The sequence below is a fragment of the Streptomyces sp. NPDC007875 genome, assembly GCF_042868035.1.
GTDB lineage: Bacteria > Actinomycetota > Actinomycetes > Streptomycetales > Streptomycetaceae > Streptomyces > Streptomyces antimycoticus.
This window is the reverse complement of sequence record NZ_JBIADZ010000013.1, coordinates 280087-294668: the sequence shown is the minus strand read 5'-3', so window position 1 is coordinate 294668 and position 14582 is coordinate 280087. Positions and strand designations below refer to the sequence as shown.

Here is a 14582-nt window from a genome sequence, read left to right as displayed (position 1 = left end):
ACGCCCGGTTACATTTCGAACCCGGAAGCTAAGCCTTTCAGCGCCGATGGTACTGCAGGGGGGACCCTGTGGGAGAGTAGGACACCGCCGAACAAACATTGCAAAGAGCCCTGTCGGGACTTCGGTCACCGGCAGGGCTCTTCTGCTGTTGTGTTGTGGGCTACTCGGTGTTCATGTTGCCTGGGCAACATGCCGCTCATGGGGACACCTACGGATGAGCTGCTGCATGAGTTGACCCGGGCGCGGGTGCGGCCGGGCGACGAGGTAATCGTGCCGTCCTACGGCACTCCCGATGCCGCCGAAGCGGTGCTGCTGGCCGGCGCCAGGCCGGTGTTCGTGGACATCGACGCCCATACCTACTGCATAGACCCGGCCGCGGTGGCCGAGGGGCTGACGCCCCGAACCGCGGCCATCGTGGCCATTCACACCTTCGGACATCCCGCCGACATGGCGGCCCTCACCGACCTCGGCCAGCGGCACGGCGTGCTGGTGATCGGCTACGGGCCGGCCGGTGAGCCCGCCGGGGAGATTCTGCGGCGGCAGGCCAACGCGGCCTATCTGGACGGAAAGTTGCGCGGGGTTCTCACGCCGCCGCTCTCGCCCGGCGTGGAACACACCTATCAGCAGTACGTCGTTCGGGTCCCCGGCAATGGGCGGCCGGACCGGGACGCCTTCGCCCGCACGCTGCGTTCTCGCGGCGTCGTATGCCATGTGCCCGTACAGACACCCGCGCACCGCACCGCGCGCTTCCGGCGCGATCTGTGGCTCGCGGAGACCGAGCGCGCGGCCGATGAATGCCTGGCGCTGCCCGTCGATCCGACCATGTCGCGGCGGGAGTTGCAGCGCGTGGTCTCGGCCTGCAACGCGCTGGGCGGGCTGCTGCAGTCAGCCGCTTGACGCACGGGGCGAGTGGTCGGGAGCGCACCCGAGTTCGGGTATGATCTATCCCGTCGACGCGCCCCAATAGCTCAGTCGGCAGAGCGTCTCCATGGTAAGGAGAAGGTCTACGGTTCGATTCCGTATTGGGGCTCTCCTGCGAAAGGCCCCCACCATATGGTGGGGGCCTTTCGTCATGTTCGGGCATTGCACCGGGGCCCCCGGCCGCCCGCCTCAGGAGTCGGCGGGCTCGGGGACGCGCATCGCCAGGATCGCCATGTCGTCCGACGGCGGCTCCGCCGCGAAGCGCTCGACGGCCCGCAGCACCCGGGAGGCCACCGCGCCCGCCGTAAGGCCGGTGCAGGTCGTGAGGACGTCGATAAGGCCGTCGTCGCCGAGCATCCTGGTGCCCTCGCGTCGCTCGGTCACACCGTCGGTGACGCACAGCAGCACATCGCCCGGGTCGAGCGTCACCGTCTGCTCGTACAGCTCGAGGTCCTCCATGACGCCCAGCAGCGGCTGGGGCTCGGCCGCCGCCTCCACGCTGCCGTCCTGGCGCAGCCGGAGCGGCAGGGGGTGCCCGGCGCAGACGACCTTGAGCACCGCGCTGCCGTCGTGCTGCGGCCACAGCTCCCCGTAGAGGAGGGTCAGGAAGCGGCTGCGGGCGCCCTCGTCGAGGATGGCCGCGTTGAGCCGCTCCAGGACCGCCGGGCCACCGAAACCCTCGCGGGCGAGCAGCCGCAGGGCGTGCCGGGCGAGTCCGGTGACCGCGGCGGCCTCCGGTCCGGTGCCGCAGACATCGCCGATGGCGAAGCCGTACGCCCCGTCGCGGATCGGGAAGAGGTCGTAGAAGTCGCCGCCGACCTCATTGCCCTCGCCCGCCGCGCGGTAGATGACCTCGACCTCGACTCCGGGGACCTCGGGCTGCTCGGGCGGCAGCAGACTGCGCTGCAGGGACTGGCTGATGGCGGTGCGCTCCGAGTAGAGCCGCGCGTTGTCCAGCGCGAGCGCGGCCCGGCGGGAGAGGTCCTCGGCGAGCTCCAGGTTCTCCTGGCGGAAGTGCTCGTCGGTGGGCTTGCCGAGGATGAGCATGCCGATGACGCGGTTACGGGCCACCAGGGGCAGCACGACCGTCTCCCCGCCGACCGCCGAGGCGGTCGCGAGCGAGGCGCCGGGGCCGGAGGAGGGGCGCGCGGAGTCGCCGAGGCTGAGGCTGCGCAGCGAGGTACGCAGGGCGGCGGCGTGGGCCGCGTCGTAGGGGCCGGACCAGCTGCGGGCCCCGCCGGTGGGGACCTGCTCCGGTGGGTCGATCTTCATCAGCAGGGCCTTGAGCCCGTCGATGCGGTCCTCGTCCTCGTGCAGGACGTACGACAGCTCGGGCTCGGACGCCTGGTCGGCGACCGTATAGACGGCGCACCAACTGGCCAGCGTGGGCACCGTCATCTGGGCCATCAGCGCCAGCGTCTGATCGCGGTCCAGGGTGCCCGCGAGGAGGTCGGACGCCTCGACGAGGAAGGACAGGGAGCCGCGGCGCAGCCGCTCCAGCTCGGTGAGGCGGGCGCGCTCGACGGCGAGGGCGATGCGGTCGGCGGCGAACTGCAGCCGCAGGGCCTCTTCGTTGCTGTACCGGGCAGGGGACTCGGCGGCGACGCCGAGCGAGCCGGTGAGTCGGCCCTCGACCTTCAGCGGGACGGTGACGACGGAGCGCATCCCTGTGTTCACCAGCAGCGGAACGGCGCCGGGCACCGCGGACAGATCCTCGTGGACGGCGGGCATCCGGGCCGAGCCGTAGCGTCCGGTGCCCGCTTCGACGGGGACGCGGGCGAAGCGCTGGCGGGCGGAGGGCAGCCCGGTGGAGGCGCGGACCTCCAACTCGGTCTCGTCGTCGGTGGCGAGCAGCAGATAGGCGGCGTCGCCGTCGAGCATGTCGCGGGCCCGCTCGACGGTGCGCTGGAGCAGACCGTCGAGGTCGTCGGGGGCCGGGGAGCCGATGAAGACCTCGAAGGCGTCGGTGGCCTGGCCCCGATCGGAGGTGTCGGCGGTGTCGACGTTCGCACCGCGCATCGGGCTCTGCAGCACGGCGCGCTCGCGTTCGCGCACCAGCAGACAGACGGTGGACGGCTCGCCCTCGGCGTCGCGGATGCGCAGATGGGAGGCGTAGACGGGGGCGACCCGGCCGTCGGCGCCGCGGATGCCGTAGGAGCCCTCCCAGCGCGAGAGCAGGAGCGCCTCGGCGACGCCGGTGCCGGTTCCGGGGGTGTGCGGCCACGCCGCGAGGTCGGTCAGCGGCTTGCCGATGACCTGCTCCGGTGGGTAGCCGAACAGCTCCTGAGCGTCGTCGTTCCAGGCGCTGATCAGACCGCCGCTGTCGACCTGGACGACCCCGACCCGGACCCGGGCGTCGGTGATGGGCAGGGCGCTGGAGGGCAGGGCGGGCCCGGCTGCTCGGGTCCCGGCCGGGCGGTCGGGGAAATCGAGCTGGAACCAGACCTGCTTGTGGGTCGCGGTGTACTCGACGCCCCAGCGCCCGGCGAGGGCCGCGCACAGCAGCAGACCGCGGCCGCCCTCGCGGTCGGGGTTTCCGAAGTGGTGGCCGCCGTTGCTCTGCAGCGGGACCTCGCGCTCGGGGTAGCGGTCGGCGACCTCGACGCGCACGCCGGTGTCGGCGCGGATGCAGACCACATCGGCGGTGGTACCGGCGTGCACCACCGCGTTGGTGACAAGTTCGCTGGTCAGGACGACGGCGTCGTCCACGATGTCGGTGAGGCCCCACCCCTGGAGGGTGTCCCGGACAAAAGTGCGGGCGGCGGCGACCGAGCGTCCCACCGGCTCGAAGGTGGCGGCTGCCCGCGCGGTGATCACAGGTCTCCTCATATGTGTCTCGGCGAACTGCTCACCCATGTCGCAGCGCCCCTCCGATGCCCTGGCCGGTTGCCAGGTTACTTACCACCGCCGCTCGCGCGAATGCCGGTCGGCCTGGATTCCCCCCAGAGTGGGCTTTCGAGGGTGTGGGATGCTGCCGAACTGTTATGGCCTGGTTGGGGCATGGTGAAACACTGGGGAAGCTGGAAGAAGAACCCGACGAGGATGGTCAACCCTGCGGGAGGGACACGGTGGAGTCTGGCGCAGCGGCGCGGGGCACGAATACGCGCGCGAAAGGCGGACGGTCCCGGAGCAATGGGACGACTGAAGTGGACACGGCGGCCCTGAACCGGCTGCTGACGGCGATGACAGCCATGCGGGACGGAAACTTCCGCAAGCGGCTCACGGTCTCGGGCGACGGTGTGATGGCCGAGATCGCCGCGGTCTTCAACGAGGTCGCGGATCGCAATCTGCAGCTCACCGGTGAGCTGACCCGGGTGCGGCGGGTGGTCGGCCGCGAGGGCAAGCTCACCGAGCGGCTGGAGACCGGCGCCTGTGAGGGCCAGTGGGCCGCGGCCATTGACGCGTCCAACGCCCTGGTGGACGATCTTGTGCGGCCGGTGTCCGAGGTGGGCCGGGTGCTGTCGGCGGTCGCCGAAGGTGATCTCGAGCAGCGCATGGACCTGCGGGCGCAGGGCGCCGATGGATCGGCGCATCCCCTGCGGGGCGAGTTCCTGAAGGTGGGGCGCACGGTCAACGGCCTGGTGGACCAGCTCTCGGCGTTCACCGACGAGGTGACGCGGGTCGCGAGTGAGGTCGGCACCGAGGGCAAGCTGGGTGGCCAGGCCCGAGTGCGTGGAATGTCGGGTTCGTGGAAGGACCTCACGGAGTCCGTCAACACGATGGCGTCCCGTCTCACCGCCCAGGTGCGTGATATCGCTCTCGTGACGACGGCGGTGGCGAAGGGTGATCTGTCCCGGAAGGTCACGGTTCATGTGTCCGGGGAGATGCTCGAGCTGAAGGAAACCGTCAACACGATGGTGGACCAGCTCTCCTCGTTCGCCTCCGAAGTGACCCGGGTCGCCCGTGAGGTGGGCACCGAGGGCGAGCTCGGCGGCCAGGCGAAGGTTCCGGGTGTCGCGGGCGTCTGGAAGGACCTGACCGACTCCGTCAACCTCATGGCGGGGAACCTGACCGCGCAGGTGCGCGGGATCGCGCAGGTCACCACGGCGGTCGCCAACGGCGATCTGTCGCAAAAGGTGACGGTGAGCGCACGCGGCGAGGTCGCGCAGCTGGCCGACACGATCAACACCATGACCGAGACGCTGCGCACCTTCGCGGACGAGGTCACGCGGGTGGCCAGCGAGGTCGGCGCCGAGGGGCTGCTGGGTGGTCAGGCGCAGGTGCCGGGTGCGGCGGGAACGTGGAAGGACCTCACCGATTCGGTGAACACCGCGTTCCGGAACCTCACCGCGCAGGTGCGGGACATCGCGCAGGTGACGACGGCGGTGGCGAACGGCGATCTGTCGCAGAAGGTCACCGTGGATGTGGCCGGCGAGATGCTGGAGCTGAAGAACACCACCAACACGATGGTCGACCAGCTGCAGTCGTTCGGCGCCGAGGTGACGCGGGTCGCCCGGGAGATCGGCGTCGAGGGCGAGCTGGGTGGTCAGGCGCAGGTGCCGGGTGCGGCGGGAACGTGGAAGGACCTCACCGATTCGGTGAACACGGCCTTCCGGAACCTCACCGGACAGGTGCGCAACATCGCCCAGGTGACGACGGCGGTGGCGAACGGCGATCTGTCGCAGAAGGTCACCGTCGACGTCTCCGGTGAGATGCTCAAGCTGAAGAACACCGTGAACACCATGGTGGACCAGCTGTCCTCGTTCGCCGACCAGGTCACCAGGATGGCGCGGGACGTGGGCACCGAGGGCCGGCTGGGCGGTCAGGCCCGGGTGGACGGGGTCAGCGGCGTCTGGAAGGACCTGACCGACTCCGTCAACTCCATGGCCGGGAACCTGACCGCGCAGGTGCGCGGTATCGCCCAGGTGACGACGGCGGTCGCGCGCGGCGATCTGTCGCAGAAGATCGAGGTGGACGCGCGCGGCGAGATCCTGGAGCTGAAGAACACCATCAACACGATGGTCGACCAGCTCTCCGCCTTCGCCGAGCAAGTGACCCGCGTCGCCCGCGAGGTGGGTACGGACGGCCGGCTGGGCGGTCAGGCGCAGGTGCCCGGTGTGGCGGGCGTGTGGCGCGATCTGACCGACTCGGTGAACGGCATGGCGGGCAATCTGACCGCCCAGGTGCGCAATATCGCGCAGGTCGCCACGGCGGTCGCGCGCGGTGACCTCTCCCAAAAGATCGACGTCGATGCGCGCGGCGAGATCCTGGAGCTCAAGAACACCCTGAACACGATGGTCGACCAGCTGTCGTCCTTCGCGGAGGAGGTCACCCGGGTCGCCCGCGAGGTGGGCACCGAGGGCCAGTTGGGCGGCCAGGCCGAGGTGCAGGGCGTCTCCGGGACGTGGAAGGACCTCACCCAGTCCGTCAACAGCATGGCCAACAACCTGACGTCCCAGGTGCGTTCGATCGCGGAGGTGACGACGGCGGTCGCCAAGGGCGATCTGTCGAAGAAGATCACCGTCGATGCCAAGGGCGAGATCCTGGAGCTGGTCACCACGGTGAACACGATGGTGGACCAGCTGTCGTCGTTCGCCGAGCAGGTCACCCGGGTGGCCCGTGAGGTGGGCACCGAGGGGCAGTTGGGCGGTCAGGCGCGGGTTCCGGGCGTGACCGGTATCTGGAAGGACCTGAGCAACAACGTCAACCTGATGGCCAACAACCTGACCATCCAGGTGCGGAACATCTCGCAGGTCTCGGCCGCGGTCGCCAACGGCGATCTGACGAAGAAGGTGACGGTCGAGGCGCGCGGCGAGGTCGCGGCGCTGGCCGACACCGTCAACACGATGGTGACGACGCTGTCCTCGTTCGCCGACGAGGTCACCCGCGTGGCCCGCGAGGTGGGCACGGACGGCATCCTGGGCGGCCAGGCGCGGGTGCCCGGCGTCTCGGGGACGTGGAAGGACCTCACCGAGTCCGTGAACTCGATGGCGTCCAACCTGACCGGACAGGTCCGCAACATCGCGATGGTCACCACGGCCATCGCCCAGGGTGATCTGACCAAGAAGATCGACATCGAGGCGCGTGGCGAGATCCTCGAGCTGAAGACGACCATCAACACGATGGTGGACCAGCTCTCGTCGTTCGCCGACCAGGTGACCCGGGTGGCCCGCGAGGTGGGCACCGAGGGCCAGTTGGGCGGCCAGGCGCGGGTGCGGGACGTGGCCGGCACCTGGAAGGACCTGACCGAGTCGGTGAACGAGATGGCCGGCAACCTGACCCGTCAGGTGCGCGCCATCGCCGAGGTGGCCACCGCGGTGACCCGCGGCGATCTCAACCTCAAGATCGACGTGGACGCCTCCGGCGAGATCCAGGTCCTCCAGGACCACATCAACACCATGATCGCCAACCTGCGCGAGACGACGCTCGCCAACAAGGAGCAGGACTGGCTCAAGGGCAACCTCGCCCGGATCTCCGGTCTCATGCAGGGACGGCGCGACCTGGAGGACGTGGCCCGGCTGATCATGAGCGAGCTGACCCCGGTGGTCTCCGCCCAGCACGGCGCGTTCTTCCTGGCCGTACCGCCGGGCGAGGGCACCGAGGTGGTCGCGGACAGCACCTCCGACGACGGCTACGAACTGCTTCTGGTCGGCTCCTACGGCTACACCCTCGGCTCGATGCCCACGCGCTTCAAGGCCGGTGAGACGCTGATCGGCACGGTCGCCGAGGAGAAGCGCCCGATCCTGGTGGAGAACGTGCCACCGGGCTATCTCAAGATCGCCTCGGGGCTCGGCGAGGCGGCTCCGGCCCATGTGATCGTGTTGCCGGTGCTCTTCGAGGGGCAGCTGCTGGGCGTGATCGAGCTGGCCTCGTTCCAGCCCTTCGCCCAGATCCAGAAGGACTTCCTCAACCAGATCGCCGAGATGATCGGCACCAGTGTCAACACCATCAGTGTCAACACCAAGACCGAGGTGCTGCTGAAGCAGTCGCAGGAGCTGACCGAGCAGCTGCGCGAGCGGTCCGCCGAACTGGAGAACCGGCAGAAGGCCCTCCAGGCGTCCAACGCGGAGCTGGAGGAGAAGTCCGAGCGGCTGGCCCGCCAGAACCGCGACATCGAGGTCAAGAACACCGAGATCGAGGAAGCCCGGCAGGTGCTCGAGGAGCGCGCCGAGCAGCTCGCCGTCTCGATGCGCTACAAGAGCGAGTTCCTGGCGAACATGTCGCATGAGCTGCGCACACCGCTCAACTCCCTGCTGATCCTGGCCAAGCTGCTCGCCGACAACGCCGACGGCAATCTCTCGCCGAAGCAGGTGGAGTTCGCCGAGACCATCCACGGCGCGGGCTCGGACCTGCTGCAGCTGATCAACGACATCCTGGACCTGTCGAAGGTCGAGGCGGGCAAGATGGACGTCAGCCCGACCCGTATCGCCCTCGTCCAGCTCGTCGACTATGTGGAGGCCACCTTCCGGCCGCTGACCGCGGAGAAGGGCCTGGACTTCTCCGTAAGGGTGTCGCCGGAGCTTCCGGCGACGCTGCACACCGACGAGCAGCGGCTGCTGCAGGTGCTGCGCAACCTGCTGTCCAACGCGGTGAAGTTCACCGACAGCGGCGCCGTGGAACTGGTCATCCGGCCGGCGGGCGCGGATGTGCCGCACGCCATCCGGGAGCAGCTGCTGGAGCACGGTGCCCTGCGCGACGCCGACGCCGACATGATCGCCTTCTCGGTCACCGACACCGGTATCGGCATCGCGGCCAGCAAGATGCGGGTGATCTTCGAGGCGTTCAAGCAGGCCGACGGCACCACCAGCCGGAAGTACGGCGGCACCGGGCTCGGCCTGTCCATCAGCCGGGAGATCGCCCGGCTGCTCGGCGGCGAGATCCACGCGGCCAGCGAACCGGGCCGCGGCTCGACCTTCACGCTCTATCTGCCGCTGCACCCCAGCGAGCTGCCCCCGCAGGGCTATCCGCAGCTCGCCCCGAGCAGCTCGGGGCCGGGCCCGCTGGCGATCGCGGCGCTCCCCAGTGGCGCGGAGGAGACCGCGGAGGACGGGGCCGGGGCGGAGCAGGAGGGCGCACAGGACGCCTCCGGCGCTTCCTCGGCGGCGCGCGGCCGTGGCGGCTCCGGGCTGTTCCGGCGGCGTCAGCGGGCCGAGCAGGAGGCGTCGCGGGCCGAGGAGCAGGCACGGCCGCAGGCGGAGCTGAGCGCCCGGTCGTCCGGCCGCCGCCCGGGACGGCAGTCGCAGGCCCCCGAGCCGTGGCTGCTGGGCGGCCAGGACCTGGTGGCCCCGGAGCCGGTGGGTGGCTTCCACGGCGAGAAGGTGCTGATCGTCGACGACGACATCCGTAATGTCTTCGCGCTGACCAGCGTGCTGGAGCAGCACGGGCTGCAGGTCCTCTACGCGGAGAACGGCCGGGAGGGCATCGAGGTCCTGGAGCAGCACGACGACGTCGTGCTCGTCCTGATGGACATCATGATGCCGGAGATGGACGGCTACGCCACGACGGCCGCGATCCGCAGGATGCCCCAGTTCGCCGGACTGCCGATCATCGCCCTCACCGCGAAGGCGATGAAGGGCGACCGGGAGAAGAGCATCGAAGCGGGCGCGTCGGACTACGTCACCAAGCCGGTCGACACCGATCATCTTCTTACGGTGATGGAGCACTGGATGTCGACTGAGTGACCCGCGGCACGCTCGGGGCGGCCGTGGTGTTGACTGAGTGTCGCCGAACACGTGTGGGAACGCGGTATTCGGGGAACCTTCTGGTCTCCCACCGCGTTTCTGCTACGTGCACAGTGACATCGCGGTGACAGGGTGTGGCGAACAGCGGGGTGCGGCTACCATGACCGGCACAAGGACGGGCGGCGCAAGGGAGTCGTCCCCTGGGGCGGCGCCCGGTGCTTCCCCCAGCTCTTCGAGCTGGGGAGACCCCAAGCCGGGACGAGGAGGACGGGGCATGGTGCAGAAGGCCAAGATCCTCCTGGTCGATGACCGGCCGGAGAATCTGCTGGCGCTGGAGGCCATTCTCTCCGCGCTCGATCAGACCCTGGTGCGGGCATCGTCAGGGGAGGAAGCGCTCAAGGCGCTGCTGACGGACGACTTCGCGGTGATTCTGCTGGACGTCCAGATGCCGGGCATGGACGGATTCGAGACCGCGGCGCACATCAAGCGCCGGGAGCGGACCCGCGACATCCCGATCATTTTCCTCACGGCGATCAACCACGGCCCCCATCACACCTTCCGGGGCTATGCGGCCGGCGCGGTGGACTACATCTCCAAGCCCTTCGACCCCTGGGTGCTCAGAGCCAAGGTCTCGGTCTTCGTGGATCTGTACATGAAGAACTGCCAGCTGCGGGAGCAGGCGTCGCTGCTGCGGCTGCAGTTGGAGGGCGGTCAGCCCGCCGCCGGTGAGGCCAAGGAGTCGGCGGGGCTGCTCGCTGAGCTGTCCGCGCGGCTCGCCGCCGTCGAGGAGCAGGCCGAGGCGCTCTCCAAGCAGCTGGACGAGTCGGCCGATGCCGCCGCCGTGGCCACCGCGGCCCATCTGGAGCGCAAGCTGACCGGTCTGCGGCGGGCGCTGGACGCGCTGGAGCCGGGTGCGGGCAGCGGGGCCGGCCAGGTCCCCTCGCAGAACTGAGCGGTCACCCCACCGTCATCGTCGGTCGGTCATCGCCGACCGGTCACCCGCACTTTGACGCGCCGTCACGGCTGCCTCACCGTCGCGATGGTGCAGTGGCACCGGTGTGACGTCCGCGGCGCCTGATACCCCCGCCATGCGTGCTCCGTACGGCGGACGCGGGTAATCTCGCCTCCATGGCCTCTCGTACGTCCGGCAAGGGTTCCCAGAGCACGGCGGGCACCTCGAAGAAGCGCGCCGGGCAGTCCGGAGGCGCTGCGAAGAAGGCGGCCGCCAAGAAGGCGCCCGCGAAGAAGGCACCCGCCAAGAAGGCCGCCGCGCCCGCGAAGAAGGCCGCGGCGAAGAAGGTGGCGCCGCCTCCCGCACCAAATCCCACCAGCGGCGTGTACCGCGCGGTGCGCGCCGTGTGGATGGGCATGGCGCGCGCCGTCGCGGCGATGTTCCGCGGCATAGGACGCGGCGCCAAGGGACTCGACCCCGCCCACCGTAAGGACGGCAGTGCCCTGCTGCTGCTCGCCCTCGCCCTGATCGTCGCGGCGGGCACCTGGTCAGATCTGGACGGGCCGGTCGGCAGCCTGGTCGAGATGCTGGTCACCGGCGCCTTCGGCCGTCTCGACCTGGTGGTGCCGATACTGCTGGGCACCATCGCCGCCCGGCTGATCCTCCACCCGGAGCGGCCGGAGGCCAACGGGCGAATCGTCATCGGGCTCTCGGCGCTCGTCATCGGCATCCTGGGGCAGGTCCACATCGCCTGCGGCGCCCCGGGGCGCGGCCAGGGAACCGAGGCGATACAGGACGCGGGCGGCCTGATCGGCTGGGCGGTGTCCCGGCCGCTGATCTACCTGATGGGCGACGTGCTGGCCGTACCGCTGCTGATGCTGCTCACCGTCTTCGGGCTGCTGGTGGTCACCGCGACGCCGGTCGCCGCCATTCCGCAGCGGCTGCGGCAGTTGGGCGTCCGGCTCGGCCTGGTGCGGGACGACGAGGACGCGTACGCGTCGGAGGCCGGGTACGGCGCGGGGGAGTACGCCGACGAATGGCGCGAGACGCCCGCCAGAGGGGCTCGCAGGACCTCGCTCGCCAAAGGGGACCCGGACGGTGCCGGAGGCCCGGAGCGGGCCGAGGAGGAGGCGCTGCGCAAGCGCCGGCGCTCGCGCCGCTCGTCGTCCGCGGGGCCGCCGCTCGACCGGCCCATGGACGCGGTGGACGTGGCGGCCGCGGCCGCCGCCTCGCTGGACGGGGCCGTGCTGCACGGTGTGCAGCCCTCGCCGCTCGTCGCCGGGCTCAGCAGCGGGATTTCGGGCGAGCGTGAGGACGGTGCCGCGAGCGGTGGGGCGCCGGTCGCGCGCGACGCCGACAAGGAGGCCGGGAACGCCGCCGGGAAGAGCGGCGCCAGGGGCAAGGCGGCGGGCGGGAAGGGCCGTACGGACGGAGCCGGCGAGGCGGACCCGGCCCAGGTCCCCGACCTCACCCGGCCCGTGACCGAGACGAGCGAGCCACTGCCGCCGCGCGCCGAGCAGCTGCAGCTCTCCGGCGACATCACCTACTCCCTGCCCTCGCTCGAGCTGCTGGAGCGCGGCGGTCCCGGCAAGACCCGCAGCGCGGCCAACGACGCGGTCGTGGACTCGCTGACGAAGGTGTTCACGGAGTTCAAGGTGGACGCCGCCGTGACCGGCTTCACCCGCGGCCCGACGGTCACCCGCTACGTGGTGGAACTGGGCCCGGCCGTCAAGGTCGAGCGGATCACCGCGCTGACCAAGAACATCGCCTACGCGGTCGCCAGCCCCGATGTGCGGATCATCAGCCCGATCCCCGGCAAGTCGGCCGTCGGCATCGAAATCCCCAACAGCGACCGCGAGATGGTCAACCTGGGCGATGTGCTGCGCTCGGCGGACTCCGTCGGCGACGACCATCCGATGCTCGTCGGGCTGGGCAAGGACGTCGAGGGCGGCTATGTGGCGGCCAATCTGGCCACCATGCCGCATGTGCTGGTGGCGGGCGCGACCGGTTCCGGCAAGTCGTCCTGCATCAACTGCCTGATCACGTCGGTCATGGCCCGTGCCACCCCGGACGATGTGCGGATGGTGCTGGTCGACCCCAAGCGCGTGGAGCTGACCGCTTACGAGGGCATTCCGCATCTGATCACACCGATCATCACCAACCCCAAGCGCGCCGCCGAGGCGCTCCAGTGGGTCGTGCGCGAGATGGATCTTCGCTATGACGACCTCGCGGCGTACGGCTTCCGCCATATCGACGACTTCAACGCGGCGGTCCGCAAGGGGAAGGTGAAGGAGCCCGAGGGGAGCGAGCGGGAGCTCAAGCCCTATCCGTATCTGCTGGTGATCGTCGACGAGCTGGCCGATTTGATGATGGTCGCACCGCGGGATGTCGAGGACTCGATCGTGCGGATCACGCAGCTGGCGCGCGCGGCCGGTATCCACCTGGTGCTGGCCACCCAGCGGCCCTCCGTGGACGTCGTCACCGGTCTGATCAAGGCCAATGTGCCCTCACGGCTCGCCTTCGCCACGTCCTCGCTGGCCGACAGCCGCGTCATCCTGGACCAGCCCGGCGCCGAGAAGCTGATCGGCAAGGGCGATGGCCTCTTTCTGCCGATGGGCGCGAACAAACCCACCCGGATGCAGGGCGCCTATGTCACCGAGGCCGAGGTCGAGGCGGTCGTCGCGCACTGCAAGGCGCAGATGGCACCGGTCTTCCGCGACGACGTGACGGTCGGCTCGTCGAAGAAGAAGGAGATCGACGAGGAGATCGGCGATGATCTCGATCTGCTCTGCCAGGCCGCTGAGCTGGTGGTTTCCACCCAGTTCGGCTCGACCTCGATGCTGCAGCGCAAGCTGCGGGTGGGTTTCGCCAAGGCGGGGCGGCTGATGGATCTCATGGAGTCGCGGGGCGTCGTCGGCCCGAGCGAGGGATCCAAGGCGCGCGATGTGCTCGTCAAGCCGGATGAATTGGATGGCGTGCTCGACGTGATCCGCGGTAAGGCTCACTCATAAGGGTTTGGCGGGCAACCGTTTCCCCTACCGAAACGTCAAGTTGAGGGAGGTGGCGGAGTGAGACCCCAGAATCGTGATCGAACGGCAATCCCGATGGCGGACAAACTCCGTCCTCCCGCTTGCCCGACCCTTTCGCCCCACCCCTAGACTGAACCCCCAGCAGGTGGCTCACGCTCGAAAGGCGCCCCCGTGTCCATCGGCAACCTTCCCGAAGACGGCAACTTCCCCGAAGACGACCGGGTTTCCATCGGTCGCGCCCTCCAGCAGGCCCGTATCTCCGCGGGGCTGACCGTCGAAGAGGTCAGCTCCTCCACCCGGGTGCGCACCCCTATCGTGCGGGGCATCGAGCAGGACGATTTCTCGCGCTGTGGCGGCGATGTCTACGCCCGCGGACACATCCGTGTGCTCGCGCGCGCCGTGGGCTGCGATCCGGAGTCCCTGATCGCACAGTTCGACGCCGAACACGGCGGCCGGCCCACGCCGACCGCGCCGGCGCCGCTGTTCGAGGCCGAGCGGATCCGCCCCGAGCCCCGGCGCCCCAACTGGACGGCCGCGATGGTCGCGGCGATCGTCGCCGTCGTCGGATTCGTGGGCTTCACTCTTTTCAGGGGCGGCAACGGCGACGGCTCGACGGTCGCCGAGGACACCGCCTCGCCCAAGCCCAGCGCCTCCGCGCCCACCAACAGCGCCGCCCCCTCCAAGCCCGCCACCCCGAACAAGCCCGACCCGTCCGACAGCGCCATCGCGGGCGTCCCGGCGGACAAGGTCACCGTCAAGCTGACCGCCGAGGGCGGCCAGAGCTGGATCTCCGCCCAGAATCACAACGGTCGGCTGATCGAGGAGGGCGTGCTGCGCGAGGGCGACTCCAAGACCTTCAGCGACAGCAGGCGCATCGACCTGGTGCTGGGCAACGCCGGGGCGATCAAGCTGTTCGTGAACGGCAAGGAAGTGAAGAACGTGGGCACCAGCGGGGCCGTCCAGCGGCTGAGCTACACCAAGGGAGACCCCGAAGCGGGCTGAGCCACAGCAAGATCGGGAGCCCTGCCAGCGGGGGCTGTCGTGGGGACGAAGTAGTCT

The 14582-nt window shown here is 69.8% G+C and carries 6 protein-coding genes, 1 tRNA gene and 1 rRNA gene; 7 read left to right on the top strand and 1 reads right to left on the bottom strand.

From position 1 onward, the window contains the following. From rrf to ACFYOY_RS27130, 3 genes are all read left to right on the top strand, one after another. Window positions 1-93: ribosomal RNA gene (gene rrf / locus ACFYOY_RS27140) — 5S ribosomal RNA — on the top strand; the annotation flags it as partial. A gap of 105 nt (window positions 94-198) precedes the next feature. Then, window positions 199-897 (top strand): DegT/DnrJ/EryC1/StrS family aminotransferase, encoded by a 699-nt coding sequence (locus ACFYOY_RS27135; RefSeq protein ID WP_351879504.1) that lies wholly within the window; start codon window positions 199-201, stop codon window positions 895-897. A 60-nt stretch (window positions 898-957) separates the two neighbouring features. After that, a tRNA-Thr gene (locus ACFYOY_RS27130) sits at window positions 958-1030 on the top strand. 80 nt (window positions 1031-1110) lie between these two features. Here ACFYOY_RS27130 and ACFYOY_RS27125 read toward each other — a convergent pair. Then, the gene (locus tag ACFYOY_RS27125) at window positions 1111-3738 is read right to left on the bottom strand and encodes a SpoIIE family protein phosphatase (protein ID WP_351879501.1); all 2628 of its coding nucleotides are present in this window, start codon (window positions 3736-3738) and stop codon (window positions 1111-1113) included. Window positions 3739-3989: 251 nt separating this feature from the next. Here ACFYOY_RS27125 and ACFYOY_RS27120 point away from each other — a divergent pair, with 251 nt between their 5' ends. The 4 genes from ACFYOY_RS27120 (at window position 3990) to ACFYOY_RS27105 (ending at window position 14525) form a co-directional block, all read left to right on the top strand. Further along, a complete protein-coding gene (locus tag ACFYOY_RS27120) occupies window positions 3990-9542 on the top strand; it encodes a HAMP domain-containing protein (RefSeq protein ID WP_351879498.1) in 5553 nt (1850 codons plus the stop codon). 274 nt (window positions 9543-9816) lie between these two features. Then, on the top strand, window positions 9817-10494 hold the full coding sequence (locus tag ACFYOY_RS27115; RefSeq protein WP_020868040.1) for a two-component system response regulator: 678 nt from the start codon (window positions 9817-9819) through the stop codon (window positions 10492-10494). Between the two features lie 176 nt (window positions 10495-10670). Next, complete coding sequence (locus ACFYOY_RS27110) at window positions 10671-13505, top strand: DNA translocase FtsK (protein WP_351879495.1); 2835 nt, start codon at window positions 10671-10673, stop codon at window positions 13503-13505. A gap of 189 nt (window positions 13506-13694) precedes the next feature. Continuing rightward, window positions 13695-14525: a RodZ domain-containing protein gene (locus ACFYOY_RS27105; protein ID WP_351879492.1), complete on the top strand. Its 831-nt coding sequence runs from the start codon at window positions 13695-13697 to the stop codon at window positions 14523-14525. Window positions 14526-14582: the final 57 nt, after the last annotated feature.

Excerpts from the sequence above, each read along its gene's own strand:
- ACFYOY_RS27115 (WP_020868040.1), top strand. The coding sequence starts at position 9,817 with ATGGTGCAGAAGGCCAAGATCCTCCTGGTCGATGACCGGCCGGAGAAT.
- ACFYOY_RS27135 (WP_351879504.1), top strand. The coding sequence starts at position 199 with ATGGGGACACCTACGGATGAGCTGCTGCATGAGTTGACCCGGGCGCGG.
- ACFYOY_RS27110 (WP_351879495.1), top strand. The coding sequence starts at position 10,671 with ATGGCCTCTCGTACGTCCGGCAAGGGTTCCCAGAGCACGGCGGGCACC.